Raw genomic sequence first — 25,685 nt, 5'->3', positions numbered from 1 at the left:
CGCGATGCGCCGTCGCCCGCCGCCGGGCCTGCTGCTGTCGACCCGGCGGGTGTCCGGTCCCCGGGCGCCCTTATGCCGAAATACGCGGCGAGTCCTGCCATCTGGCGTCATCTCCATCGATCGGGCGATGACTGATCGTACATATGCGATCACGGACGGACTTCTCCGGCGTCACCGACGGACGATGCGCCGAATCCGGGCGGTGAGCCGCGCCGTCCGTCTACCGTCGGAACCCGGTACTTCGTGCGAGGAGGGACCCATGATCGAGCCATCGCGGCCGGAGGTGCGGCGGTTCGTCGCGGCGGTCAACGCCGGCGACCGGGCGGCGCTGACCGCGGCCCTCACTCCCGACGCGACGATGTCCGACGACGGCACCGACCGGGATCTGCGCGACTGGACCGAGCGGGAGATCTTCACCAGTGACGGGAAAATGTCCGTCGAGTCGGAGTCCGACGACGGCCTCGACCTGCTCGTCCGTTACACCAACTCCACCTGGGGCGCGATGGACACCCGGTGGCACTTCGTCGTCGCGGACGGCCGGATCAGCCGCTTCGAGACCGGCCAGGCCTGACCGTTCCCGGCCCCGGCCGTTCCAGGCCCCGGCCGTTCCCAGTCCCGGCCGTTCCCAGTCCCGGCCGTTCCCAGTCCCGGCCGTTCCCAGTCCCGGCCGTTCCCGGCCCCGGCCGTTCCCAGTCCCGGCCGTTCCCGGCCCGAACGTTGCAGGCCCGAACGTTCCGGGTCCGAGGGTTTCGCGGCCGGGCCGTTCGGGCCCAGCCGCCGGGGCCGGTCGCGGCCGCTCGGTCCACCCCCTGCCGCACGCCCGGCGCGCGGTGCCGTCAGCGGGACAGCTCGTCGCGCAGTTCCTCGGCGCTCCGGGCCGGGCGGTCACAGACGAACCCCCGGCACACGTACGCGGCCGGGCCGCCCTCGACGAGCCCGCGATCGGCGAGCAGCGGCACCCCCGGCGCGTCCGGTTCCCCGGCGACCAGCACCGAACCGGCCGGCGCGGCCCGCCACGCCGCCGGGCGCAGCGCATCGCCACCCACCACCGCGATCTGGTACGGCCCGGTCAGCGCCGCCGCCGCGACCGTCAGCGCGTGCCCGGCGAACCGCGGGTGCTCGGCGACGATCGGCGCCAGTACCGACAGGGCGCCCTCGGCGTCGTCCCGGTGCTCGGTGGAGCCGGTCAGCGCCGCGTAGGTCAGCAGCGCCTCGGCGATCGCGGACAGCCCGCTCGGGGTCGCGTTGTCGGTCGGGTCGGCCGGCCGGCTCACCAACCGCTCCGCGTCGTCGGCGGTGTCGTACCACCCATCGTCGGTACGGAAGTGTTGCCGCGCAACGGAAAGCAGCGCCTCGGCGCGGGTGAGCCAGACCGGGTCGGCGGTGTGCTGGTGCAGCGCGCAGAACGCCTGCGCCACCGCACCGTGGTCGTCGAGTACGCCGGCGGGGGTGCCGACCCGGCCGTCGCGGGAGACGCGCCGCAACCGGCCGTCGACGACGTGCACGCCGGCCAGGAACTCCCCCGCCTCGACGGCGGCGTCGCCCGCGGCCACGTCACCGGTGAGGTTCGCGTACTCGACCAGGGCGGTGATCGCGAGGCCGTTCCAGGCGGCGACCACCTTGTCGTCCCGGGCCGGCTGCGGCCGCTCGGCGCGCGCCGCGAGCAACCGCTCCCGTACCGAGGCAAGCCGCGGCGCGTCGTCGGATCCGGGCATGCCCTCACCACCGGCGCCTGCACCCGGCACCGGTTCGGCGGAGTGGGAATCGCCGACAGCGTCGGCGGCGAGGGTGTCACCGGCGGCGTGGGTGTCGTCGGCGGCGGGCAGCTGCAGCACGCTGGTGCCGGCCTCGAAGGTGCCGGCGTCGGTCACCGCGAACGCCTGCGCCGCAAACGATCCGTCCGCATCGCCGAGCACGGCGCGCAGCTGCGCCGGCGTCCACACGTACGTGCTGCCTTCCGTGCCGGCCGCGTCGGCGTCCAGCGACGCCGCGAACGCCGGGCCGACCCGCAGGTCGCGCAGCAGGAACTCGACGGTCTGCGCGGCCACCCGGCGGGCCGTCTCGTCGCCGGTCGCCCGCCACAGGTGGGTGTAGGCGCGAAGCAGCAGGGCGTTGTCGTACAGCATCTTCTCGAAGTGCGGCACCGTCCAGGTGGCGTCCACGGCGTAGCGGGCGAACCCGCCGGCGAGCTGGTCGTACATGCCGCCGCGGGCCATCGCCGCGCAGGTGTGCCGCACCAGCGCCAGCGCCTCCGTGTCGCCGGTCCGCTCGTACTGCCGGATCAGGAACTCCAGCACCATCGACGGCGGGAACTTCGGCGCCGTGCCGAACCCGCCGTTCACCCGGTCGTACTGCCCGGCCAGCGTGCGGGTCGCCGCGGCGAGGTGCTCGGCGGTCAGCGGCGCCCCGGGGCGTACCGGTGCGGCGGCGCGACGCAGCGCCGCGGTCACCGCCGCGCCCTGCCCCACCGCCTCGTCCCGCTGGTCCCGCCAGACCCCGGCGACCGCCTGGACCAACCCGACGAACTGCGCCTTCGGCAGGTACGTGCCGCACCAGAACGGCGCGCCGTCCGGGGTGGCGAACACCGTCATCGGCCAGCCGCCCTGCCCGGTCATCGCCTGGGTGGCGGTCATGTACACCGCGTCGACGTCCGGCCGCTCCTCCCGGTCGACCTTGACCGGCACGGTGTGCTCGTTGACCACCGCCGCCACCGCCGGGTCCTCGAACGACTCGTGCGCCATCACGTGGCACCAGTGGCAGGCCGCGTACCCGACGGAGATCAGCAGCGGCACGTCCCGCCGGCGCGCCTCGGCGAACGCCGCCTCCCCCCACTCCCACCAGTCCACCGGGTTGTCCGCGTGTTGCAGGAGGTAGGGCGAGGTCGCCTCGGCAAGGTGGTTCACCACCCCATCGTCACACGCCACCCGCGGCGCCGCCGGCGGGCCGGCCCGACCGCCTCCGCCGGCCCCGGCTGCCCGGCGCTGCCGTCAGGGTGTCGCGGTGACCGTGACGCGGACGGTGACGGTGACCGGGCCCGGGTTGCCGGGGCCGCGGTCGAGCACGGTGGCGTAGCTGCCGTCGGCGCGTTGCCGCTGGTACGTCAGGCGCAGCCAGGTGTGGCCGGCACGCAGCGCCCGTACCTGCACGCCGGCTCCGGTCGCGTCGGACAGCGTCGCCACGGACGGGTCGCCGATGGTGGCGGTGACCCGGTTCAGCGGGTTGGTCAGTGCCAGCGCACCACCGTCGGCGTTCCGGACGTCGGCGGTGACCTGCTGCGTACCGCCCGCAGCCAGCGTCAGCGCCGACACCGAGGCGTCGATGGCGTACGGTGCGACGCCGGACGGGATCGGCTCGTCGCCGGTGGACTGCTCGATCCGCAGCGTCGGGTTGCCGTCCGCGTCCGGGTGCCTCGGGTCGAACGCGAGCCGCTCGGTGTAGAGCCGGCGGTCCGGCGTCGTCGCGGTCGGCCGGCCGTGGTGCACGTAGTACAGCTGGCTCCCGTCCGGCGAGGCGACGATGCTGCCGTGCCCGGTCGAGTACATGCCGAGCGTCGCGTTCTGGCTCAGCACCGGGTTGCCGGGGTGCTTGTGCCACGGGCCGAGCGGGCTGTCGGCGGTCGCGTAGCCCACCCCGTACTCGGGGGTCTGCCAGTTGTTCGCCGAGTAGGTGAGGTAGTAGACCGTCCGGCCGTGCACGGTGCGGGCCCAGGTCGTCGAGCCCTCCTCCCAGCGGCGGTCCTTGTTCTGGCCGTTGGTCTTCGCGTAGTCGTTCACGTCGGCGTTCTCCCACGACTGCTTGTCGTGGTCGTAGTCGAGGACGCGCACGTACCCGTCCTTGCGCGCACCGGTGTCTCCGGCCGGCCGGTTCGCGTCGCGGTAGTTCGGCGCGATCGTCGGCATGGTCTGCCCGCTCGGATCCCGCCACCAGTCGCCGGTCAGCTCGACCGCGTAGATGTTCGACTCCTCGACGTACTTGCCGAGGTCGTCGTCCCACACCCAGTTCCGGTACGCGTTGCGGGAGAAGTACAGGTAGATCCGGCCGTCCCGGTCGAAGAACACGTTCGGATCGATGAACGGCAGGTACGTGCCGAGCGGCGCGGTCTGCCCCTCGGCCTCGGTGGCCGGCGGCTTCTTCTGGTCCGGCCCCATGATCAGGTTGACGTCGTGGTAGTTCGGGTCGTACGGCCAGTAGTCGATCGGCTGGTTCGCGATGTCGTGGAACGGGCCGGCCGGGGAGCGCGACACCGCCACACCGACCTTGCACGGCTCCTCGAAGTCGGCGTAGCCGAACCACTTCGCGGCGTTCGCATCCGACCGCGCCGCGTAGAACAGGAAGTACAGGCCGGTCTTCGGGTTGTGGTAGACCTCCGGCGCCCAGAACCAGGTGTTGCCCCACTGGTTCGCGTCGTTCGCCGGCAGCGCACCACCCGGCACCTTCTGCCACGTGGCGAGGTCCGCGGACCGGTAGATCGCGAAGTGCCAGCCGCGGTCCGCACCGTCGGTGGAGTAGGCGTAGTAGCTGCCGCTCGCCTTGTCGTACAGCACGAACGGGTCCGCGGCGTCGACGCTCGCCGAGTTGAAGTAGGTGGCGTTGGTGCGGTGCGGCGGTGCGGGCCGGCCGTGCGCCGCCGCCGTCATCGGCGTCCCGGCGAGCAACGCCAACAGCAACACCGCGATGCCAGCGATCCGCGTCCTGCGCATGTCCGCCTCCACCTGTGGCGTCCGCGGGGCGCGCCCGACCACAGGTGGCTCAACCTAGCCAGGCCGTACCGGGCAGTCAATCGCCGGACCGGACGCACGCCACCGGGCTACTCCTGGCCGGGCTGGGCGGTCCGGCCGGACAGCGGGATCACCTGCGCGCCGCGCGAGGTGGCCGCCTGGCGCAGCGTCCAGAGCACCTTCGCGGTCTTGTCCGCCGGCATCGGCGGGAAGAAGTGGTAGCCCTGGCCGGCCTCGCAGCCCATCGCGGACAGCGCCGCCTTCTGCTCCGCGGTCTCGACGCCCTCGGCGACCACCCGCAGCCCCAGCGCGCGCCCGAGCTCCACGGTGGACCGGACGATCGCCTCGGCCTCCGGCGCCTCGCCCATCCGGGCCACGAACTCCTGGTCGACCTTGACCTCGTCGACCTCGAACCGGGCCAGGAACGTCAGCGACGAGTACCCGGTGCCGAAGTCGTCCACCGACAGCCGCACGCCGAGCGCCCGCAGCCCGGCCAGCACGTCGTCGATGATGTCCAGCTCGGTCATCATCACCGTCTCGGTGATCTCCAGGACCAGCCGCTCCGGCGGCACGTGGTGCCGGCCGAGCAGCTCGGCCACGTCGGCCGGCAGGTTGCGGTCCAGCAGGCTGCGCGCCGACATGTTCACCGCGACCGGGATGTCGAGCCCCTCCGCGCCCCAGCGGGACATCACGCCGAGCGCGACGTCCAGCACGTACCGGGTGAACGGGCCGACCAGCTCGCTCTGCTCGACCACCCCGACGAACTCGCCCGGGCCGATCAGCCCGCGCCGCGGGTGCTGCCACCGGATCAGCGCCTCGGCCCCGGTCGGCTCCCCCGACGCGAGGTCGATCGCCGGCTGGACGTGCAGGATCAGCTGGTCGTCGACCGCCAGCGCGGCGCGCAGCTCGGCCAGCAGCGCCAGCCGGTCGGTGCTCGCCGCATCCCGCGCCGGGTCGTACCGGCAGATCGCCCGGCCGGTGCGTTTCGCCTGGTACATGGCCACGTCGGCGCGGCGGAGCAGCTCGGCCATGACGCAGCCGCCGGCCGGCACCGCGGCCACCCCGATCGCCGCCTCCACCGACAGCGCTACCCCGGCGATCTCCACCGGCGCGGCCAGCGCGGCGGCGAGCTGCCGGGCCCGTTCTGCGGCGTACTCGGAGCCCTGCCGCCACACCGGCGGGGACGGGATGAGCAGCGCGAACTCGTCCCCGCCGAGCCGGGCCAGCATCTCGTCCGACTCGACCCGGGCGGACAGCGTGGTGGCGATCGCCCGCAGCAGCTGGTCGCCGGCGGCGTGCCCGAGGGTGTCGTTGACGTCCTTGAAGTGGTCCAGGTCGAGCAGCAGCAGCGCCACCTCGCGCGGGTCCTCGTCCGGCTCCACCCGCAGCTGCTCGTCGCCGTACTCCAGCAGCTTGATCCGGTTCACCAGGCCGGTGAGCAGGTCGTGCTCCGCCTCGTACGCCTTGCGGTCGGCCATCTCCTGCAGCCGGGCGTGCGAGGACGCGTTGTGCAGCGCGGCGCCGAGCGCGTCGGCGAACGCGGACAGCGCCAGCCGTTCCCGGGCGCCGACCGTGCTCGGATCGTGGAACCGGACCCGCAGCTCACCGACCGTCTCCGCACCGACGGACAGCTCGTGCACGAGCACCCCGGTGCCGTCCAGCGGCGATTCGGTGACCTGGTGGACCTCGCCGGCGGTGTCGCTGCGGTACCGCTGGGTCGGTGCGCCGGAGCGGCACACCGCGACCTCGACCGACTCCGGCGAGAACAGCCGGTGCGCGCCGGCCGCGGCCGCGGACACCACCCCGGACACGTCCAGCCGGCTCATCGCGTGCACCGCGCCGGCCAGTTCCTGCCAGGCCCGGCGCTCGTCGCCGGCCCGCATCCGCGCCGTGTACACCTCGTGCAGCAGCCAGATCAGCGGCGGCCCGGCGGCGAGGTAGCGGAAGTCGGCGAGGCCGAGCCCGACCGCGACCAGCCCGAGCGTGATGTTGCCGGCGAGCATGACGAGCTTCGCGCTCAGGTTGCTGAACACCGCGTCGCGGGCCCGGGTGCGACCGGCCGTCAGCCAGATCGCCGCCGCCGCGAACGGGAAGCTGACCAGCCAGTATGTCACGCCGCCGGCGGCCAGCGCCAGCCCGGTGCGCGCGGTGAGCGGCGGCACGTCGCCGACCCCACCGAGTGCGGCGGCGACGGAGCAGGCCGCGGCCACCCCGATGGTGGCCGCGGCCGTGTTGTACAGCGCCTTGATCGGCGCCGCACCGCTGATCAGGCCGCCGGCCAGGACTCCGACCGGGACGACCGCGACCAGCCAGTGCGGCGGCAGCAGACACATGCCGACGAGCAGCGCCGCCTCGCCCCAGTGCACGCCGAGCCGCTGACTACCTGCGCGGATCCAGAGCGCGACACTGCGGGCGAGAGCGAACAGACCGATCGTGGCAAGGAAACGGTAGGGCCCGGGTGGGTGCTCGGCCCCGGCGATCGCACCACCGGCGATCGCCAGCGCCACCAGGCAGGACACGGCCACCAGGACGCGCAACCCGCCCGGCACCGAGCCGGAGAAGGGCCGGACGGACTTCATCCGCCTGCCTCCTCCCACACCCGCGCCGCGTCGGCAGCGCCGTCATCCCCAGCTGACCTCACGCATGAGCGGTGCACCCCCCTTCTCGGTACGGCAGAAAGGGTCCGGCACCTCCCCGCCATGAGAGTAGGGATGTCCGGTATCAATCGGAATTGGAAAACCGGCCGATGTGACCCGATCGATGGTACCGAAGCGGCCGAAGGGGCGCAGTCCGACAAAACGGTCGGAGTAAATCTACTCAGAGAGTGAAACAGGGGCGACTTCGCGTGGCGTACCGACGGCACACGGTCAGCGCTGGTCGGTCGAACCCGACTGGCTGCTCGCCTCCGCATCACCGGCCGCCTCGCTCTGCTCGGGATGGTCGCCACCGGAATGGTCCTCGCCCGTGTGATCCTGCCCCGAAACCTCGTCGAGCGGGAGGGGCTGCTCGGATGTCGAACCATCGTCGAACCGAGCGGGCAGGCGACGCAACCGTCGGTTCATGTTGCGGATCAGCAGCACGGTGGCGATCGCCAGCAGGATGATCACGACCAGGCCCAGCGGCCCGGCCATGCCGCCGGCCTCGGTGTCGCCGAAGTTGTTCTTCGCCAGCGGCAGCGCCCGCACCGGCGACACCGCCTGCACCGACGACACTGCGCCGACCACGGCCGACCCGGCAGCGAGCACGGACATCGTCGGCACCTCCACACCCTCGGCGCATTCCACGCATCGGCCGGCGCCGTCGCTGCTGCGCCGGCCGGTGCGTCAACGGTACGCCTGGGACAGGTGCCGGATCAGCGCAGCCCGGCGAACAGGTCGTCCTCCGGCAGGGACGTCTCGACCAGCGATTTCGCCAGCTCGAAGTCCTCGGTCGGCCACACCTTCTGCTGGATGTCGAGCGGCACCCGGAACCACTGCCCGTCCGGGTCGACCTGGGTGGCGTGCGCCCGCAGCGCGTCGTCCCGGATCGAGAAGTACTCCCCGCACGGCACCCGGGTGGTCACCCGGCCGCCCTTGTCCCGGCTCCAGTCCCACTTCTCGATCGCCTCGGCCCACGGCGACTCCAGCCCGGCGGCGAGCATCGCCTCGTGCTGGGCCAGGATGCGGTCCTTGCTGAACCCCATGTCGTAGTAGAGCTTGCTCGGCTGCCACGGCTCGCCGAACTCCTGGTACCGCTCCGGGTCGCCGGCGGCCTCGAACGCCTCCATCGTCACCGTGTGGCACATGATGTGGTCGGCGTGCGGGTAGCCGCCCTGCTCGTCGTAGGTGGTGACGACCTGCGGCCGGAACTCGCGGATCAGCCGCACCAGCGGCGCCGCGGCGACCTCCACCGGCACCCGGGCGAACGAGTCCTCGGGCAGCTCGTCGACCCGGGCGGGGGTGTAGCCCTCCAGGTAGCCGGAGTCGACGAAGCCGAGCCAGGCCTGCTGCACGCCGAGGATCTCGCGCGCCGCCGCCATCTCCTTCGACCGGATCTCGGCCAGGTCGCGCCACACCTCGGGGCGGTCCATCTTCGGGTTGAGCACGTCGCCGCGCTCGCCGCCGGTGCAGGTGGCGACCATGACCTCGACGCCCTCCCGCGCGTACCGCGCCATCATGGCGGCGCCCTTGCTGGACTCGTCGTCGGGGTGTGCGTGCACCGCCATCAGGCGGAGATCACCGGACACGTATGCTCCTCGAAACTCATCGTGTGACTTAGCCCATATCCAGCCGGCCGGCGCACGGCCGGCTGGCTTTACCAGGTCTCGCTGGCATGATGGAACCGCTGTCCCTGGGGCGTCGGTACAGCATTCTTGCCGACGCATCTGACAACACTGCGAGGACATCGATCGTGACCAGCATCCGGAGCGGCGTGACGACGCCGACATTCCCGCCGGGCCGTTACGGCCACCGGCGGGAGCGTCGCGCGACGCCGCGATGGGTGCTTCCGGTGCTGATTGCCGGGGTTCTCGTGGCGGGCCTGGTCGTCTCCGTCGGCTACTACCAGCAGTACGGAGAGTCGGAATACCAGGCCCAGGTGGTGCGTTCGGCGGTGGTGAGTTCGTCCACGGTGACGATGACCCTGCGGATCACGCGCCCCGACGACAAGGCGACCAGCTGTACGGTCCGGTCCCGCGCCTACGACGGCGCCGAGGTGGGCAGGGCCGACGTGGCGGTTCCGGCGGGTGCGGGCCACGACACCGTGGCCTATTCGCTGCACACGTCCCGCCAGGCGTACACAGCCGAAGTCGTGGGCTGCGGCCCGGCGCACTAGCCGACACACCGCAGCCGTCCGACAGCATTCCGTGAGTCGGGGTACACCCATTGGTGTGCTCCGCTGCTAGCTTTGGAAATTCGCAGTCAGCGCCGGCGCGCCGGCGAGGATCGCACGTGAAGGAGTACCAAGTGTCGACGACCGACCGCGAGGCACCTGTGACCTGGCTGTCCCAGGACGCCCATGACCGGCTCAAGAGCGAGCTTGACGAGCTCATCGCCAAGCGGCCGGAGATCGCCGCGGAGATCAACGAGCGGCGTGAAGAGGGCGACCTGCGCGAGAACGGCGGATACCACGCCGCTCGCGAGGAACAGAGCAAGATGGAGGGCCGGATCCGCTACCTGCAGGAGCTGCTGCGCGGCGCGCGGGTCGGTGAGGCGCCGAAGAGCGACTCGATCGCGCCCGGCACGGTGGTGACGATCCAGTTCGACGGCGACCCGAACGACACCGAGAAGTTCCTGCTCGGTTCGCGCGAGATCGCGGCGACCACCGACCTGACCGTGTACAGCCCGGAGTCCGCGCTGGGGCAGGCGATCCTCGGCCACAACGCGGGCGACACGGTGAGCTACACCGCGCCGAGTGGCGCCGACATCTCGGTCACGATCGTCGATTTCGAGCCCTACCAGGGCTGACGCGCGACCTCGCCGGAGGCGCCCGCCCGCGGTTCGCGGCGGGCGCCTTCGCCGTGTCGGCACCCGGTCACGCGGATCGGGCGTCGGGGTGTGCCCCGGCGGCCCGCCCGGTACCGCCCGTAGGGGCCGGGGCCGCACAGATCCGTCCCGGAGCCGATGTCCCGGGCCGGCGCCGCGCCTACCGTTGATCTTGTCCGGACGAGGTCCGGAACGACGAAGGGGTGAGGGTGCCATGGCGTTGTATCGACCGCGCGAGGGCCGCATGATCGCCGGGGTGTGCGCGGGGCTGGCGCACCGGTTCGGGCTGTCGGTGGGCCTGGTCCGGCTGTTGTTCGTGCTCTCCGTGATCCTGCCCGGCAGCCAGGTGCTGGTGTACGCGATCCTCTGGCTGCTGATGCCGAACGAGGACCGGGTCAGCTACCACGTGGCCTGACCGCTCGGGCCGGGTGGCCTGACCGCTCGGGCCGGGTGGCCCGACCGCTCAGGCGGGGAGCGGCTCGATCCAGGTGAGGTGGCCGTCGGCGGCGGCGAGCCGGCGAGCCGGCCCCGCCCCGGCCCGCACCTGCAAGGCATAGCTGATCCCGTACCGCTCGTACCACTCGGTGGTGTCGTCCGGGGTCTCCAACGACACGGTGTACAGCCGCCGGCGCCGACCGAGCGCGCCGATCGCGGCGTCGAACGCGGCGCGGCGCTCCTCCGGTACGTGCACCCGGGTGGCGGCGTGCCAGACCACGAGCGGGCGGTCGGTCGGCAGGTCCGCGTCCAGCCGCGGCAGCGCGGTGACGGCGTCGCCGGCGAGGATCCGCGGACGGCGGGCGGCGACCAGCTCGGTCGCGGCCCGCAGCAGCTCGTACTGCGGGAGGTTCTCCGGCCAGACCAGGGCGCGCAGCCAGCGGCGTTCGGTCGGATCGGTCAGGTCGATCGGGTGGAGATCGACACCGAGCCGGTCGCCGATCTCGGGGATGCGGGTCGGCACCGGCCGCGACGAGCGCCAGCGGGTCTCGATGCGTACCGGGGAGCCGGCCGGGCCGACCTCGGTGTCGCCGATGCGGCAGCGGTACGCGTCGAAGGCGAGGTGGATGCCGCCGCTGGCGCCGACCTCCAGCAGCGTGACCGGGCCGGGCTCGTCGATCGCGGCCAACCCGATCCGCAGCGCGGCGGAGCGCTTGACCACGTTCGTCTGCACCAACCGCGTCGTGACGAGCGCGATCAGTTCGGCCTCGGTGGCCCGGCAGAAATCGGTGAACTCCCTGGTCAGCGCCGGATCGCCGGGATCACGGGTGCCGCCGAGCGACCGGTACCAGCCGGCGAGCGGCGCCGGTGTGCCGGTTTCGGACAGCAGCAGGAAGTGCACCGCGGCGAACAGCAGGTTGGTGGGCTGCTGGCCGGCGCGGCAGTGCTCGGCGACGGCGAGCAGCCGGTCGTCGGCGGCGACGATGCCGGCCAGCCGCTGGTAGAGCGGCGAGGTGGGGAACTCCCGCTCGCCGTGCGAGAAGCGGCGGGCGAGGTCGCGGCGGGTGGGGCGGCGCACGTCGTCGACGGTCATGGCTGCCAGGCTCTGCCTCGCGGCGACATGTTGTCAATATTGATTGCATCAACATATCGTGGGCGGATGTCCGATCCCCGATGGTTGACCACCGAGCAGGCCGCGCAGCTACTCGGCGTCAAGGCCGCCACCGTGTACGCGTACGTCAGCCGCGGCCAGCTCACCCGGCACCGCGGCGGCGACCGGCGCAGCTCCCGGTTCGAGCGGGCCGAGGTGGAACGGCTCGCCGCGCGGGCCCGCCGGGGCGGTCGCGCCGGCGCGCTCGACGTGGTGCTGGACACCGAGCTGACGCTGCTCGACCCGGCCGGCCGGCTCTACTTCCGGGGCCGCGACGCCACCACGCTCGCCGCACGGCCGTTCGAGCAGGTCGCCGAGCTGCTCTGGACCGACGCGGGCACGCACTCCAGCGGCCCGACCGACGAGCCGGGTGCGGGCGAGCGCGGCGAAGCGGTGGCGCACGAGGCCGCGTGGGTCGCGGACGAGGCGATGCTCGCGGTGGCGCACCGGGTGCAGGCCGCGCTGCCGGCGGGCACCCCGCCGGCCGACCGGTTCCGGGTCACCGTGGCCGCGCTGCCGACGAGCGACCCGTTCCGGTACGACCAGCGGCCGGCGGCGGTGGCCGCGACCGGCCGGGGCCTGATCGCCGCCGCCGTCGACGGGCTGCCGCGCCGCAGCACGCCGGTGGACGACGGGATCGCCGCCCGGCTGTGGGCCGGCTGCGCCGACCGGCCACCGACACCGACCCAGCTCCGCGCGTTCGACGCCGCGCTGGTGCTCAGCGCCGACCACGAACTCGCGGTGAGCGCGCTCGCGGCGCGGGTGGCCGCCTCGGCCCGGGCCGATCCGTACCTGGCGGTGCTGGCGGGGCTGGCGGCGCTCGGCGGTGGGCTGCACGGCGGTTCGGTCGGTGCCGCCGAGGGGATGCTCGCCGAGCTGGCGGCCGGCCGTACCGTGGCCGACCTGGTGGCCGACCGGCTCGCGGCGGGTGCGCCGGTGCCGGGCTTCGGGCATGCCGTCTACACCGGTACCGATCCGCGCGCCGAGGCGGTCCTGCGGTTGCTCGGGCCGGACCCGGGTGGCCCGCTGGCCGGCCGGCTCGACGAGCTGGTCGCGGCGGTCGGCCGGCACGGCGGCCCCCGCCCCAACTTCGATCTGGCGCTCGGCGCGCTCGCCGTGACGTACGGTCTCGCGCCGGGCAGCGCCGAAGCGGTGTTCGTGCTCGGCCGGTGCGCGGGGCTGCTCGGCCACACGATCGAGGAGTACCGCCACCGGTTCCGGTTCCGCCCGCGCGCCGTCTACGTCGGCGCCGCACCGTGCCCGGAGCAGTGACCCCGAGCCTCCACAGTGGACTGGGCGGGATCCGTGGTGGCCCAGCGGATCAGGCAACCGGCTGGAACGCGGCGACGGTGGCCCCCTCGGGGTCGGTGACGATCGCGTACGACCCGACGCCGGCGATGTCCGCCGCCTCCCCCGCGGTACCGCCGAGCCGGGTCGCGGTGGCGCGCGCCGCGTCGAGGTCGGCGACCCCGACGAACGGCAGCCAGCCGGTCGGCGCGCCGGCGTCGACGGCGATCGCCTCGGCGACCCGGGTGCCGTCCGGCGCGTCGAACACCGCGGCGTCGCGGCCGGGTGCCACCGTGGCGTGCCAGCCGACGGTCGCCGCGTAGAACCCGGCCGCCGCGGCGACGTCCGGGGTGCGCAGCCGGTCCCAGACGAACCCGGTCGGCGCGGTGCCGGCGGGGCGCTCCGGTGCGAACGAGCAGAAGATCGACCTGTCCGGGTCGAGGATCGGCGCGATCCGCCCGGCGCCGGGCACGTCGGCGGGGCGGCCGGTGGTGACGATGCCGCCGGCGGCCGCGGCCGCGGTGGCGACGGCGTCCACGTCGTCGGCGCCCACGTACGGAGTCCAGTGGCCGCCGAGTCCGAGCTTGACCTCGCTGATGCCGCCGATCACGGTGTCGCCGGCGCGGATCAGCCGGCCCATCGGGTACTCCTCGGTGGTCCAGCCGAAGAGCTGCTGGTAGAAGCCGGGGGCGGCGGCGATGTCGACGGTGCGCAGCTCGTGCCAGACGAAGCGGCCTGCGGTGGCGGTCATGATGCTCCTTCGAGTGTTAGCGTGTTGTCTGCCCCGATGCGACATCTGCATCAGTGCAGTTATTAGATTAGGGAAGGTAATTCAGGGATGTCAAGCGGGATGCCGGCGAACGCGCACGAGGTCTACCGGCGCTATCTGAGCGCCGTGGTACTGCACGGCCAGGCCAGCGCGAGCGCGATCGGCCTCGGCGCCTCCGACCTGTACGCGATGAACCTGCTCGCGCTCGGCGGCGCCATGACCTCCGGCGAGCTGGCCCGCCGTACCGGGCTGACCACCGGAGCCACCACCCGGCTGATCGACCGGCTGGAGCGGGCCGGCCACCTGCGCCGGGTGCCCGACCCCACGGACCGTCGCAGGATCATGCTCGAACCGGCCGCGCCGGCGACGAACCTCGACGGCGTGCACGACCCGGCGCGCCGGGAGATCGGTGAGCTGCTCGCGTCGTACTCGCCGGAGCAGCTCACCACGCTGTTCGACTACTTCACCCGGGCCACCGACGCGTACCACCGGGCCACCACCGAACTGCGCGACCACGGTACGGCCGGACAGTCCACTGTGGACAGCTGACGGCGGCGTGGCAGAATCGGCCCGTGCTGACCCCGATCCTCGCCACCCTCGGCTACGTCACCGACGGCCACGACGTCCTGCTGATCCACCGCAACAAGCGGCCCGACGACCTGCACTACGGGCACTACAACGGGCTCGGCGGCAAGCTGGAACCGGACGAGGACGTCGCCGCCGGGATGCGCCGCGAGATCGCCGAGGAGTCCGGCCTGGCGGTCGAGGCGATGACGCTGCGCGGCACCATCTCCTGGCCCGGCTTCGGCCACCACGGCGCGGACTGGTTCGGTTTCCTGTTCCGGATCACGGCCTGGCAGGGCACCGCGCACGCCGGCAACCACGAGGGCACCCTGGAGTGGGTGCCGCTCGAGCGGCTGCCCGAGCTGCCGATGTGGCCGAGCGACCGGCTGTTCCTGCCGATGGTGTTCGACGACGACCCCACGCCGTTCCACGGCTGCATGCCGTTCGAGCACGGCGAGATGACCTCCTGGTCGTACTCCCGCTGAACGGCCGTCCACACCGGACGGTCTACTGTGGATGACCGGGTGCCGCGCGCCGGCCGGCGGGCGGAACGGGGTGCCGCGCACGGAGCTGGCCGTCCGATGGGCCGAACCGCGCCACCCGCAGCGCCGACCTGACAGCGGTGCCGACCCGACAGCGGTGCCGCCTGAACCGGTGCCGACCCGACAGCGGTGCCGACCTGACGGCAATGCCGACCTGACGGCAGTGCCGACCTGACGACGGTGCCGACCCGGCCGCGGCGGCACGCCGGGCACCGGGCCGGGGTCCGGCGTCGTAGGCTCAGGTCATGTTCACGGTGTTGTTGACGATCCACGTGGTGCTGGCCGTCTTCCTGATCGGCCCGGTGGCGGTGATTCCGATGACCGCGCTGCGGGCGATCCGGCAGCGTGACGCCGCCGCGGTCCGCAGCGGCGCGCGGCAGACCGCGGTGTTCGGGTTCGGCTCGATCCTGGTCTTCCTGTTCGGCTTCGGCGTGATGGGCAGCAAGCCGGACTGGTTCAGCTTCTCCGACCTGTGGCTGCTGCTCTCGGTCATCGCGTACATCGTGGCGATCGTGCTGGTGCTCGCCCTGGTGGTGCCCGACCTGGGGCGGGCCGCCCGGGCGATCGAGGCCGACCCGGTGGACGATGCCCGGGTCGGCGCGTTGCGCGGCCGGATCAGCGCGCTCGCCGGGGTGGCCAGCCTGCTGTTCGTGTTCATCGTCGTGATGATGGTCGCCCGCCCCTTCTGAGCACGCCGCCCGTGGTCGTCGATCGGCGGCGCGGTCAGCGCTGCGGGTACCCCGGGGCGTGCCGGGGCCAGGGGGCGGCCTCCTCCAGCTGGGCGGCCACCCCGAGCAGCAGCCACTCGCTGCCCGGCGGGCCGACCAGCTGCACGCCGACCGGCAGCCCGTCCGGCCGGGTCCCCGCCGGTACGGTCAGCGCCGGCAGCGCCGCGACGTTCCACGGCGCCGCGTACGGGGCGTAGCGCACCGCGGTCAGCACGTTCGGCAGCCAGCCGCGGGCCGACCAGCGGCGGGCGGCCGGTGGCGGGCCGGCCAGTACCGGGGTGAGCAGCAGGTCGTGCCGCTCGAAGAAGGCCAGGCTGTCGTCCCGCCAGCGCTCCGCGTCCGCCTCGCGGACCAAGCCGTGACCGAAGGCGAACGCGCCGATCCGGGCGTGCCGCCGGGTACGCGGCTGCAGCGTCTCCGGCCCGAACCGCTCGGCGTCGGCGTACGCGGACGCGAACCAGCGGGCCATGGTCGCCTTGACCAGCCGGGGCGGGTAGCGCGGGTCGGCCCGCCGGGCGCTGTGCCCGAGCCCCACCAGGACCCGGGCGATCCGGCCGACGGCGTCGCGTACCGGGGTGTCGGGCAGCACGCCGACCACCGGACTGCGCAGCGACACGGCCACGTTGAGCCGGGGTGGTTCCGCGGGCCGGCGGCCGACCAGCCGGCCACCGTCGTCGGCCAGCACCGCGTGGCCGAGCGCGGCGTCCGCGACGGTGGTGGCGAGCACGCCGTTCTCCGCCATGCCGAACCAGTCGGTCTCGCCGATGTCCGCCGGCACCACGCCGCGGCCCGGCTTGAGGGCCACCAGGCCGCAGCAGGCGGCTGGGATGCGCAGCGAACCGAGCCCGTCGTTGCCGTGCGCGATCGGCACCATGCCCGCGGCGACGGCGGCGGCCGACCCGCCGGACGAACCGCCCGGGGTGTGGTCGAGCTGCCACGGGTTGCGGGTGATCGCGGTCTCGTCGTCGGTGACCGGGAACAGCGCCAGCTCCGGCATCCGGGTGGTACCGACGACGACGGCACCGGCACCGCGCAGCCGGTGGACCACCTCGTGGTCGGCCTCGGCCGGCGGCAGGCTCGCGGCGGTCGACCCGTACCAGAGGGTCTCGCCGGCGATCGGCACGTTCTCCTTGACCGCGACCGGCACGCCGGCGAGCGCGAGCCCGCCGAGGTCGGGCAGGTCGTCGATGACGTTCGCCTCGCCGAGCGCGGGCACCGTGCGTACCTCGCGGAACGCGTGCAGCTGCTCGTCCGCGGCGGGCAGCGCGCGCAGGTGCTCGTCGACCACCTCGCCCGCGGTGGCGTCGCCGCGTCGCACCGCCCGCGCGATCTCGCTCGCCGTGGCACCGACCCAAGCCATGGACCCCGCCCCCTTTTCGGCAGCAGCGCGTCCATGGTGCCAGTTCCGGCCCCGATGCAGACATCCAGGTACAGCATGTGACACAAGATCACGCACGGTCACACCGCGGCCGATCGGGCGGTCAGTGCGGGGCGGGGCCGTAGGCGCCGAAGCCGTCGACGACCAGGTCGTCGCGCAGGCGGAGCACCTCGCTGACCGCGCGACCCGCCTCGTTGCGGTAGTTGATCACCACGGTGTCCAGGCAGAGCTGGACACCGGTGACGGTGAAGTGCAGGTCGGGCAGCCGCGCGAGCCCGGCGGTCCAGTACGCGCGAAGGGCCGGCTTGCCGACGATGGTGTCGGTGCCGACGACGGTCGCCGCGAACGGGGACCGGAACACCACGTCCTCCGCGTAGTCGGCGAGGACCCGGTCCAGGTCGTGCGAGTTCCAGTTGGCTTCCCAGCGGGCGGCGAACCGCTGCGCGTCGTCGATGTCCACAGTGGAACCCTACCGGCGCCGGCGGCGCGGCCCCGACCCCGATTCCAGATCGTGGTCGGCACCGCGGGTTCGCTTGGCGCACAAGCGAACCCGGACGGGTCGGCGGGCGCGCGGGCCGAACCGGCGCGGCGCGGACGGTCCCGCGGGCCGAACCGGTGCAGTGCGGACGGTCCGGTGGGCCGGACCGTCCGCACCGCGACGGGAGCCTCAGGCGAGCGCCTGGCTCAGGTCGGCGAGCAGGTCGTCGACGTTCTCGATCCCGACGGACAGCCGGACCAGGTCGTTCGGCACCTCCAGCGGCGAGCCGGCGGCGCTGGCGTGCGTCATCCGGCCGGGGTGCTCGATCAGCGACTCGACCCCGCCGAGCGACTCGGCCAGGGTGAACAGCCTCGCCCGGTCGCACACCCGGACCGCCGCGTCGGCGCCGGCGGCGAGCCGGAAGCTGACCATCCCGCCGTACCGGCGCATCTGCTTCGCCGCGGTCTCGTGCCCGGGGTGCGTCTCCAGCCCCGGGTACAGCACCGAGGCGACGGCGTCGTGGTTGGCCAGGAACGCGGCGATGCGCTCGGCGTTGTCGCAGTGCCGGTCCATCCGTACCGCGAGGGTCTTGGCACCGCGCAGGGTCAGCCAGGCGTCGAACGGGCCGGCGACCGCGCCCATCGAGTTGGAGTGGAACGCGATCTGCTCGGCGGTCTCGTCGTCGTCGACGACCAGCGCGCCGCCGACCACGTCGGAGTGCCCGCCGAGGTACTTGGTGGTGGAGTGCACCACCACGTCGGCACCGAGCAGCAGCGGCCGCTGCAGGTACGGCGAGGCGAACGTGTTGTCCACCACCAGCTTGGCGCCGTGCTCGTGGGTCAGCCCGGCGAGCGCGGTGATGTCGGCGATCGACAGCAGCGGGTTGGTCGGCGTCTCGCACCAGACCAGCTTGGTTGCGTCGGTCATCGCCGCCCGCACGCTGTCCACATCGGACAGTCTGGCCGCGGTCCAGGACAGGCCCCAGCGCGCGGCGACCTTGCTGAACAGCCGGAACGTCCCGCCGTACGCGTCGTCCGGGATCACCACGTGATCGCCCGGTTGGCACAGGGTGCGCAGCAGGGTGTCCTCGGCGGCCATCCCGGAGGCGAACGCGAAGCCGCGCCGGCCGCCCTCCAGCGCGGCGAGGCACTCCTCCAGCGCGGCCCGGGTCGGGTTCTTCGTCCGGGAGTACTCGTAGCCTTCCCGGGTGCCGCCGACCCCGTCCTGCGCGTAGGTGGACGTGGCGTAGATGGGTGGGATCACCGCGCCGGTGCGGGGATCCGGCTCCTGCCCGGCATGGATGGCAAGAGTCTCGAAGCTCTGGTTCATTGGCCGAGCCTAACGGTTGGCGTGGCGTTCACGGGCCGACCCGTACGCTGTGGCCGTGGCGGACTGTCTGTTCTGTGCGATCGTGGCCGGCGAGGTGCCGGCTCAGGTGGTGCTCGACGAGCCGACCGCGGTGGCGTTCCTGGACGCGCGGCCGGTGTTCAAGGGCCACACCCTGGTCGTACCGCGGGTGCACCGGGCGACGTTGACCGATATGCCGGCCGACGACCTCGGTGCCTTCTTCGGCGTGGTACAGCGGATCGCCGGCGCGGTGCAGACCGGGCTGGCGGCGGCCGGCAGCTTCGTCGCGCTCAACAACACGGTCAGCCAGAGCGTGCCGCACCTGCACGTGCACGTGGTGCCGCGCAACCGCAAGGACGGGCTGCGCGGGTTCTTCTGGCCGCGGACGAAGTACGCGGACGAGGCCGAAGCGGCCGACTTCGCCGCCCGGATCCGGGCCGCGCTGTAGCGCCCGTCCCCGCGGGAACAGCGGGCCCGCCGATGCCGTTTCCCCTGATGAATCACCAGCACGTTGGCTGGTGAGTCACCAGCGAGGAGGGACGACGTGAACCTGTTCGGCCACTCGACCAGGATGCCGACCGCCGACCAGTTGCTGCCGGGCCGACCGGAGGCGATGCCGGTCGCCGACCGGCACACCGTGCTGGACGCCCCGCTGCGCGGCCCCTGGCCCGAGGGCTACCGGGTCGCCGTGTTCGGGATGGGTTGCTTCTGGGGCGCCGAGCGGATCTTCTGGCAGCTGCCCGGCGTGTACTCGACCGCGGCCGGCTACGCCGGCGGCAGCACCCCGAACCCGACGTACGAGGAGGTCTGCTCGGGCGGCACCGGACACGCCGAGGTGGTCCAGGTGGTGTACGACCCGGCGAAGGTCTCGTACGAGCAGCTGCTGAAGACGTTCTGGGAGAACCACGACCCGACGCAGGGCATGCGGCAGGGCAACGACCGCGGCACCCAGTACCGGTCGATCGTGCTGACCACCGACGCCGAGCAGGCGGCCGCGGCGGAGCGCACCAAGCAGGCGTTCCAGCCCGCGGTGACCGGGGCCGGGCTGGGCGCGATCACCACCGAGATCGCGCCGCTGACCGACTTCTACTACGCCGAGGACTACCACCAGCAGTACCTGTCCGACGCGAAGAACCCGTACGGCTACTGCAATCACGGCCCGAACGGGCTGAGCTGCCCGATCGGGGTGGCCCGTACCGGTTCCTGACCCACCGTGGCCGCCCCGGGTGAGCCGGGCCAGCGGTCGAGTACGACGGGAGTCGCCTGCCGGCGGCTCCCGTCGGTGCGTGCAGGGGCAACGGTTCGTGGTCGCCGGTGGCCGATGCCGGCGTGGCACGAAGACGGGATGAGCCGGTTCGCGAGCCACCTGTACCTTCGTGTTCGACGCACCGGAGAGCGGGCAACGCGCCGGACACGCAGGTAGATACACGAGGGAGCAGCGCGATGAGCGACGAGACCTACGAGGCCGACGTCAACGGCGACGGCGTCGACGACACGATCGACGTGCAGCACGACGGCAGCGACACCGAGTACCTGATCGACACCAACGGTGACGGCACCGCCGACTACCAGGGCGTCGACGAGGGCAGCGACGGCAGCATCGACGCCGTCGAGGCGGACACCAACGGTGACGGCACCGCCGACGTGACCGGCACGTACGACAGCAGCGGCAACCTGACCTACGCCGCCGAGGACACCAACGGCGACGGCAGCTACGACCAGGCGGTCGCGCTGGGCTCGGACGGGCAGTACCACGAGGCCGACTACTCGGACCCGAACAACCCGTACATGAACACCTGAGCACCGCTCGACGACGGCGGGTCGACCCGGATTCGGGGTCGGCCCGCCGTCGTCTGTCCGCGCGGTCCACCCGGCGGCCGGGCCGGGCCCGGGCAGTACGCTCGCGGCATGTGGTTGCGCGCGGGAGTACCGGAGGACACTCAGCGGCTGCTGGCGATCCAGCGGGCGGCCTCGCTCGCCGCCTATGGCCACATCTTCCCGGCCGAGCAGTACCCGTTCCCCGACCAGCAGGTGCTGGCCGAGTCGTGGGCGATGCTGACCGACCCGGCCTGCCAGGTGCTCGTCGGTGTCGGGGACGGCTCGACCGCGGTCGGCTTCGTCACCCGGCAGGCCGACCTGATCTCCCGGCTCTACGTCGATCCCGCGTACTGGCGCCGCGGGTACGGCGCGCGCCTGCTCGCCGCCGCGGTGGACGGCGCCCGCGCGGACGGGCACCGGACCGCCCGGCTGTGGGTGCTGGCGGACAACCGGAACGCGCGCTCGCTGTACGAGCGGCACGGGTGGCGGATCGACGGCCGCACCGGCACCGCGGGCTTCCCGCCGTACCCGACCGAGATCGGCTACCAGCTGGAGCTGGCGGAAGACACGGTCGCCGCCGGCAACGAGGACCCGGTCACAACCGTCGACGCAGCAACGCCACCGACTTCGCGAAGTAGCGATGATCGGTCGGCCGGCTGAGGAACTGCACCAGCGCGAACAGGTCGACCGCTTCGGCCACCGCCCGCCAGTCGGCCGGCAGCAGCCCGCCGGCGTCCCGGAACGCCGCGACGAACCGGTCGGCGTAGCCGGCGGGCCGGTCGGCGGCGAACCGCAGCGCGTTGCCGAGGTCGAACATCGGCGAACCGGACAGCGCGAACTCCCAGTCCAGTACCGCGCCGATCCGCCAGCCGCCGCCGTCGCGCACGGCCAGGACGTTCTTCGGGTTGTAGTCGCAGTGCACCAGCCGCGCCTCGGCGCGGACCGTCTCGACCAGCGGCGCGGACCGTTCGGCCAGCGCCCGCAGCGCGTCGAGTTCGGCCGGGGTGAACGCGGCCGCGGCGTTGCTGTCCGGCAGCTGGCCGGCGACGAACTCGGCCAGGCCGGTCGCCACCGGCCCACCGGTGACGGTCAGGTCCGGGCCGAGGAAGCCGGGTGCGGTGAACCGTACCGACCCGATCGCGGCGAGCGTCTCGCCCATCGCCGCGCCGATGCCGGCCGCGTCCTGCGCCGTGCCGTACCCGATGACGCGGTCGCCGGGGGTGCCGGCGGCGAACGCGGAGACCAGCAGCGGGTCGCCGAGCAGCGCGCCGGCCGGGTCGGCGAACACCGGCCGGGGCACCGGTACCGCGCTGTCGGCGAGCCGCACGGCGAGCGCCGACTCGACCGCGCAGGCGGCCGGATCGAGGTACCGGCGCAGCACGTACCGGTGGCCGGATGCGGTGCGCGCCGCCACGTTGCGGTTGCGGTACCCGCCGGTCAGCGGGCGCACCGCGACGATCGGCGCACCGAGCCGGTCGCCCACGGCGGCCAGCTCGGCAGCGCCGAAGCCGACCCGGTCCACGAAGGGTTCGGCGACGGTGCGGCCGGACCGGCCGCCGAGCGGCCCGGCCGCGGTGGACCCGCCCTCCCCGCCGAACGGCTCGGCCGCGGTGGACCCGCCCTGGCCGCCGAGCGACTCGGCCGCGGTGGATTCACCTTGGCCGGCAAGCGGCGCGGCGGCTCCGGCGGTACCGGCAGCCGCGGTGGCGTCGGCCTCGCCGGAGGCGCCGGCCGGCATCAGGCGGTGGACAGGTAGGCGAGCAGGTCCTGCCGGGTGAGCACGCCCTTGGGCTTGCCGTCGACGAGCACCAGCGCGGCGTCCTCGTGCTCCAGCAGCGCGATCGCCTCGCCGACCGGCTGGCCGGCACCGATCATCGGCAGCGCCGCGGACATGTGCCCCTCGATCGGGTCGTGCAGGTGTGCCTTGCCGGTGAAGACCGCGTCGAGCAGGTCGCGTTCCTTGACCGAGCCGACGACCTCGGCGGTGACGACCGGCGGTTCCGCCTTGACCACCGGCATCTGGCTCACCCCGTACTCGCGGAGGATGTCGATGGCGTCGCGCAGCGTCTCGGTGGGGTGCACGTGCACCAGCTCGGGCAGGGAGCCGCGCTTGCCGGCGAGCGCGTCGCCGACGGTGGCGGTCTCACCGCCGGTGGCGAGGAAGCCGTAGCGGGCCATCCAGCCGTCGTTGAAGATCTTCGACAGGTAGCCGCGGCCGCCGTCGGGCAGCAGCACCACCACGATGTCGTCCGGCCCGGCCGTCTCGGCCACCCGGACCGCCGCGGCGGCGGCCATGCCGCAGGAGCCGCCGACGAGCAACCCCTCCTCGCGGGCCAGCCGGCGGGTCATCTCGAACGAGTCGGAGTCGGAGACCGGCACGATCTCGTCGCACACGCTCCGGTCGTACGCGTCCGGCCAGAAGTCCTCGCCGACCCCCTCGACCAGGTACGGCCGGCCGGTGCCGCCGGAGTAGACGGAGCCCTCCGGGTCGGCGCCAACGATGCGCACCGCGCCGTTCGAGATCTCCTTGAGGTACCGGCCGGTACCGGAGATGGTGCCGCCGGTGCCGATGCCGGCGACGAAGTGGGTGATCCGGCCCTCGGTCTGGTCCCACAGCTCCGGCCCGGTGGTCTCGTAGTGCGACCGCGGGTTGTTCGGGTTGGAGTACTGGTCGGGCTTCCAGGCGTTGGGGATCTCGCGCACCAGCCGGTCGGAGACGTTGTAGTAGGACCGCGGGTCCTCCGGCGCCACCGCGGTCGGGCAGACCTCGACCCGCGCCCCGTACGCCCGGAGGACGTTGATCTTGTCCTCGCTGACCTTGTCGGGGCAGACGAACACGCAGTCGTACCCGCGCTGCTGCGCGACGATGGCCAGCCCCACCCCGGTGTTTCCGCTGGTCGGCTCGACGATGGTACCGCCGGGCTTGAGCTCGCCGGACGCCTCCGCGGCGTCGATCATGCGGACCGCGATGCGGTCCTTGACGCTGCCGCCGGGGTTGAAGTACTCGACCTTGGCGAGCACGGTGGCCCGGGTGCGCTCGCCGATCACGTTGCGCAGCCGGACCAGCGGAGTGTCGCCGATCAGGTCGACGACAGAGTCGTGGTAACGCACGCCGTTGTGCTCCTTCGTTCGCGCCGGGAGACCCGGCCACCGCCGGTGATGTCTGTCGAGCTTAACGATGGCTCGATTCCGGCGGCTGCCGGCGGGTGTTCCCATCTTCTACATTTCGTAGTAACTTCTACCCATGGTAGAAGATCGGCACCGTCCGGCGATCCCCACCGTCGCCGACTGGGCGGACCGGCGGCTGGCCGGCGCCGGTCCGCTGCGCACGCTGTTCAACAAGGTCTTCCCGGACCACTGGTCGTTCATGCTGGGCGAGATCGCGCTCTACTCGTTCGTCGTCCTGCTGCTGTCCGGCACCTTCCTCGCGTTCTTCTTCACCCCGTCGTCCGCGGAGGTCGTCTACCACGGCTCGTACCTGCCGTTGCGCGGCGTGCGGATGTCCGCCGCGTACGCGTCGTCGCTCGACCTGTCGTTCGACGTGCGTGGCGGGCTGATCCTGCGGCAGATCCACCACTGGTCCGCGTTGCTGTTCATGGCCGCGATCGTCGTGCACCTGCTGCGCACGTTCTTCACCGGCGCGTTCCGGCGCCCGCGTGAGCTGAACTGGATGGTCGGGTTCCTGCTGTTCTGGCTCGGCTTCACCGAGGGGCTGCTCGGCTACTCGCTGCCCGACGACGCGCTGTCCGGCACCGGCCTGCGCATCGTGGACGCGATCATCATGTCGATCCCGGTCGTCGGCAGCTGGATCTCGTTCTCGCTGTTCGGCGGCGAGTTCCCGGGCACGGTGATCCTGGAACGGTTCTACATCCTGCACGTCTTCGTCGTACCCGGCATCATTCTCGGGCTGATCGCGCTGCACCTGGCGCTCCTGGTCAAGCAGAAGCACACCCAGTGGCCCGGCCCGGGGCGCACCGAGCACAACGTGGTCGGGCACCGCATGTTCCCGGGCTTCGCGGCCAAGGGCGGCGGCTTCTTCATGATCGTGTTCGGCGTGCTGGCGCTGTTCGGCGGGCTGATCCAGATCAACCCGATCTGGCTGTTCGGGCCGTACCAGGCGGCCGTGGTGTCGTCCGCCTCGCAGCCCGACTGGTACGTGATGTTCCTGGACGGGTCGGTGCGCCTGTTCCCCGCCTGGGAGCTGCGGTTCTCCCTGCTCGGCCACGGGTACACGGTGCCCGCGGTGTTCTTCGCCGGGGTTCCACCGCTGGTCGGGATGCTGCTCGGCGGGCTGCTCTACCCGTTCCTGGAGCAACGGTTCACCCGCGACCGGGCCCACCACAACCTGCTGCAGCGGCCCCGCGACGTACCGGCGCGCACCGGCCTGGGCGCGATGGCGGTGACGTTCTGGCTGGTCCTGACGCTGTCCGCGGGCAACGACGTGATCGCCGACAAGTTCCACGTCAGCCTGAACGCGATGACCTGGGCCGGCCGGATCGCGCTGCTGATCCTGCCGCCGCTGGCCTACCTGCTCGCGCACCGGATCTGCCTCGGACTGCAACAACACGACCGGGAGGTTCTTGCGCACGGCGTCGAGACCGGCATCGTCAAGCGGCTGTCCAACGGAGCGTTCGTCGAGGTGCACCAGCCGCTGGCGGACGGCGACGAGCCCGTGCCGTACCGGGGGTGGGCGGTGCCGAAGAAGCCGAACCGGCTCGGCGTGCTCGACCCGCCGGTGAAGGGGTTCTTCGTCCCCGTGCAGTCGACGCCGGACGAACCGGCGCCCGCCGAACTCACCGGCTCCCGGCACTGACCCGGGCGCCGCGATCCTGGGCGAGCCGCCGGCCCCGGTCCGTGACCGTGCCTGGGTCCGGGGTGTGGCGGCGGCGCCTAGCGGGACGTGTCGCCCACCGGGCCGAACCGGGCCTCCGCGGGGCGCCGACCGCCGGTCGGGGTGTCCTCCGGCTGGTGCCGGTCGCCCGCCGGGGGCTGCTGCGCCCCGGCGCCGG

25 protein-coding genes are annotated in these 25,685 nt (G+C 73.0%); 13 read left to right on the top strand and 12 right to left on the bottom strand.

Translation table 11 applies throughout. The features are described from left to right. Window positions 1-259 precede the first annotated feature (259 nt). A complete protein-coding gene (locus tag NUM_RS33655) occupies window positions 260-571 on the top strand; it encodes a nuclear transport factor 2 family protein (RefSeq protein WP_207128971.1) in 312 nt (103 codons plus the stop codon). Between the two features lie 265 nt (window positions 572-836). Here NUM_RS33655 and NUM_RS33650 read toward each other — a convergent pair whose 3' ends face one another. From NUM_RS33650 to mca, 5 genes are all read right to left on the bottom strand, one after another. Next, window positions 837-2,903, bottom strand: a complete 2,067-nt coding sequence (locus tag NUM_RS33650; protein ID WP_207128970.1) for a thioredoxin domain-containing protein — start codon at window positions 2,901-2,903, stop codon at window positions 837-839. Window positions 2,904-2,987: 84 nt separating this feature from the next. Beyond that, window positions 2,988-4,700: a glycoside hydrolase family 43 protein gene (locus NUM_RS33645; RefSeq protein ID WP_207128969.1), complete on the bottom strand. Its 1,713-nt coding sequence runs from the start codon at window positions 4,698-4,700 to the stop codon at window positions 2,988-2,990. 107 nt (window positions 4,701-4,807) lie between these two features. Next, window positions 4,808-7,297, bottom strand: coding sequence for a putative bifunctional diguanylate cyclase/phosphodiesterase (locus NUM_RS33640; RefSeq protein WP_207128968.1), 2,490 nt, complete (start codon window positions 7,295-7,297; stop codon window positions 4,808-4,810). Between the two features lie 288 nt (window positions 7,298-7,585). Then, window positions 7,586-7,849: a hypothetical protein gene (locus NUM_RS33635; RefSeq protein ID WP_207128998.1), complete on the bottom strand. Its 264-nt coding sequence runs from the start codon at window positions 7,847-7,849 to the stop codon at window positions 7,586-7,588. Window positions 7,850-8,070: 221 nt separating this feature from the next. Next, window positions 8,071-8,943 carry a mycothiol conjugate amidase Mca gene (gene mca / locus NUM_RS33630; protein WP_225919027.1) on the bottom strand — a complete coding sequence of 291 codons (873 nt, stop codon included), beginning with the start codon at window positions 8,941-8,943 and terminating at the stop codon, window positions 8,071-8,073. A gap of 86 nt (window positions 8,944-9,029) precedes the next feature. Here mca and NUM_RS33625 point away from each other — a divergent pair, with 86 nt between their 5' ends. The 3 genes from NUM_RS33625 (at window position 9,030) to NUM_RS33615 (ending at window position 10,595) form a co-directional block, all read left to right on the top strand. Further along, window positions 9,030-9,530 (top strand): DUF4307 domain-containing protein, encoded by a 501-nt coding sequence (locus NUM_RS33625; protein ID WP_207128967.1) that lies wholly within the window; start codon window positions 9,030-9,032, stop codon window positions 9,528-9,530. Between the two features lie 131 nt (window positions 9,531-9,661). Then, entirely contained in the window at window positions 9,662-10,162 is a 501-nt protein-coding gene (gene greA / locus NUM_RS33620; RefSeq protein ID WP_207128966.1) for a transcription elongation factor GreA, read from the top strand. A 232-nt stretch (window positions 10,163-10,394) separates the two neighbouring features. Beyond that, window positions 10,395-10,595: a PspC domain-containing protein gene (locus NUM_RS33615; RefSeq protein WP_207128965.1), complete on the top strand. Its 201-nt coding sequence runs from the start codon at window positions 10,395-10,397 to the stop codon at window positions 10,593-10,595. A gap of 48 nt (window positions 10,596-10,643) precedes the next feature. Here NUM_RS33615 and NUM_RS33610 read toward each other — a convergent pair whose 3' ends face one another. Further along, entirely contained in the window at window positions 10,644-11,708 is a 1,065-nt protein-coding gene (locus NUM_RS33610; RefSeq protein ID WP_207128964.1) for a DUF2332 domain-containing protein, read from the bottom strand. A 66-nt stretch (window positions 11,709-11,774) separates the two neighbouring features. Between NUM_RS33610 and NUM_RS33605 the strand changes: the two genes are divergently transcribed. Further along, window positions 11,775-13,037 carry a citrate synthase gene (locus tag NUM_RS33605; RefSeq protein WP_207128963.1) on the top strand — a complete coding sequence of 421 codons (1,263 nt, stop codon included), beginning with the start codon at window positions 11,775-11,777 and terminating at the stop codon, window positions 13,035-13,037. A gap of 49 nt (window positions 13,038-13,086) precedes the next feature. On the opposite strand, the gene NUM_RS33600 is transcribed toward NUM_RS33605, so the two are convergent. Beyond that, window positions 13,087-13,803, bottom strand: a complete 717-nt coding sequence (locus tag NUM_RS33600; protein WP_207128962.1) for a VOC family protein — start codon at window positions 13,801-13,803, stop codon at window positions 13,087-13,089. Between the two features lie 87 nt (window positions 13,804-13,890). On the opposite strand from NUM_RS33600, the gene NUM_RS33595 reads away from it, so the two are divergent. From NUM_RS33595 to NUM_RS33585, 3 genes are all read left to right on the top strand, one after another. Further along, window positions 13,891-14,370 (top strand): MarR family winged helix-turn-helix transcriptional regulator, encoded by a 480-nt coding sequence (locus NUM_RS33595; protein ID WP_207128961.1) that lies wholly within the window; start codon window positions 13,891-13,893, stop codon window positions 14,368-14,370. A 23-nt stretch (window positions 14,371-14,393) separates the two neighbouring features. Then, window positions 14,394-14,870 carry an NUDIX hydrolase gene (locus tag NUM_RS33590; RefSeq protein ID WP_207128960.1) on the top strand — a complete coding sequence of 159 codons (477 nt, stop codon included), beginning with the start codon at window positions 14,394-14,396 and terminating at the stop codon, window positions 14,868-14,870. Between the two features lie 302 nt (window positions 14,871-15,172). Further along, window positions 15,173-15,616 carry a DUF2269 family protein gene (locus tag NUM_RS33585; protein WP_207128959.1) on the top strand — a complete coding sequence of 148 codons (444 nt, stop codon included), beginning with the start codon at window positions 15,173-15,175 and terminating at the stop codon, window positions 15,614-15,616. A gap of 34 nt (window positions 15,617-15,650) precedes the next feature. Here NUM_RS33585 and NUM_RS33580 read toward each other — a convergent pair whose 3' ends face one another. The 3 genes from NUM_RS33580 to NUM_RS33570 all read right to left on the bottom strand — a co-directional run bounded on the left by NUM_RS33580 (window position 15,651) and on the right by NUM_RS33570 (window position 18,840). Next, window positions 15,651-17,015 carry an amidase gene (locus tag NUM_RS33580; RefSeq protein ID WP_207128958.1) on the bottom strand — a complete coding sequence of 455 codons (1,365 nt, stop codon included), beginning with the start codon at window positions 17,013-17,015 and terminating at the stop codon, window positions 15,651-15,653. A 121-nt stretch (window positions 17,016-17,136) separates the two neighbouring features. Continuing rightward, entirely contained in the window at window positions 17,137-17,493 is a 357-nt protein-coding gene (locus NUM_RS33575; protein WP_207128957.1) for a nuclear transport factor 2 family protein, read from the bottom strand. Between the two features lie 207 nt (window positions 17,494-17,700). Beyond that, window positions 17,701-18,840, bottom strand: coding sequence for a cystathionine gamma-synthase (locus NUM_RS33570; protein WP_207128956.1), 1,140 nt, complete (start codon window positions 18,838-18,840; stop codon window positions 17,701-17,703). Between the two features lie 55 nt (window positions 18,841-18,895). On the opposite strand from NUM_RS33570, the gene NUM_RS33565 reads away from it, so the two are divergent. From NUM_RS33565 to NUM_RS33550, 4 genes are all read left to right on the top strand, one after another. After that, window positions 18,896-19,306, top strand: a complete 411-nt coding sequence (locus tag NUM_RS33565; RefSeq protein WP_207128955.1) for an HIT family protein — start codon at window positions 18,896-18,898, stop codon at window positions 19,304-19,306. 123 nt (window positions 19,307-19,429) lie between these two features. After that, entirely contained in the window at window positions 19,430-20,065 is a 636-nt protein-coding gene (msrA, locus tag NUM_RS33560) for a peptide-methionine (S)-S-oxide reductase MsrA (RefSeq protein WP_207128996.1), read from the top strand. Window positions 20,066-20,301: 236 nt separating this feature from the next. Then, window positions 20,302-20,658: a hypothetical protein gene (locus NUM_RS33555; protein WP_207128954.1), complete on the top strand. Its 357-nt coding sequence runs from the start codon at window positions 20,302-20,304 to the stop codon at window positions 20,656-20,658. A gap of 108 nt (window positions 20,659-20,766) precedes the next feature. Further along, window positions 20,767-21,336, top strand: coding sequence for a GNAT family N-acetyltransferase (locus NUM_RS33550; protein WP_207128953.1), 570 nt, complete (start codon window positions 20,767-20,769; stop codon window positions 21,334-21,336). Here the strand turns inward: NUM_RS33550 and NUM_RS33545 are convergent. Together NUM_RS33545 and NUM_RS33540 are read right to left on the bottom strand one after the other, a co-directional pair. Further along, window positions 21,272-22,414, bottom strand: a complete 1,143-nt coding sequence (locus tag NUM_RS33545) for a phosphotransferase (RefSeq protein ID WP_207128952.1) — start codon at window positions 22,412-22,414, stop codon at window positions 21,272-21,274. The two genes, NUM_RS33550 and NUM_RS33545, sit on opposite strands and share 65 nt — an antisense overlap. Continuing rightward, window positions 22,414-23,787 (bottom strand): cystathionine beta-synthase, encoded by a 1,374-nt coding sequence (locus NUM_RS33540; protein WP_207128951.1) that lies wholly within the window; start codon window positions 23,785-23,787, stop codon window positions 22,414-22,416. The genes NUM_RS33545 and NUM_RS33540 overlap by 1 nt, the downstream gene beginning before the upstream one ends. Before the next feature lie 133 nt (window positions 23,788-23,920). Between NUM_RS33540 and qcrB the strand changes: the two genes are divergently transcribed. Beyond that, window positions 23,921-25,489 (top strand): cytochrome bc1 complex cytochrome b subunit, encoded by a 1,569-nt coding sequence (gene qcrB / locus NUM_RS33535; protein WP_207128950.1) that lies wholly within the window; start codon window positions 23,921-23,923, stop codon window positions 25,487-25,489. Window positions 25,490-25,685: the final 196 nt, after the last annotated feature.

Origin of the sequence: Actinocatenispora comari (assembly GCF_017312725.1) — a bacterium.
In the GTDB taxonomy this organism is placed as follows: Bacteria; Actinomycetota; Actinomycetes; order Mycobacteriales; family Micromonosporaceae; genus Actinocatenispora; species Actinocatenispora comari.
The sequence above is the reverse complement of the archived record's forward strand: the minus strand, read 5'-3'. Positions and strand labels throughout refer to the sequence as shown.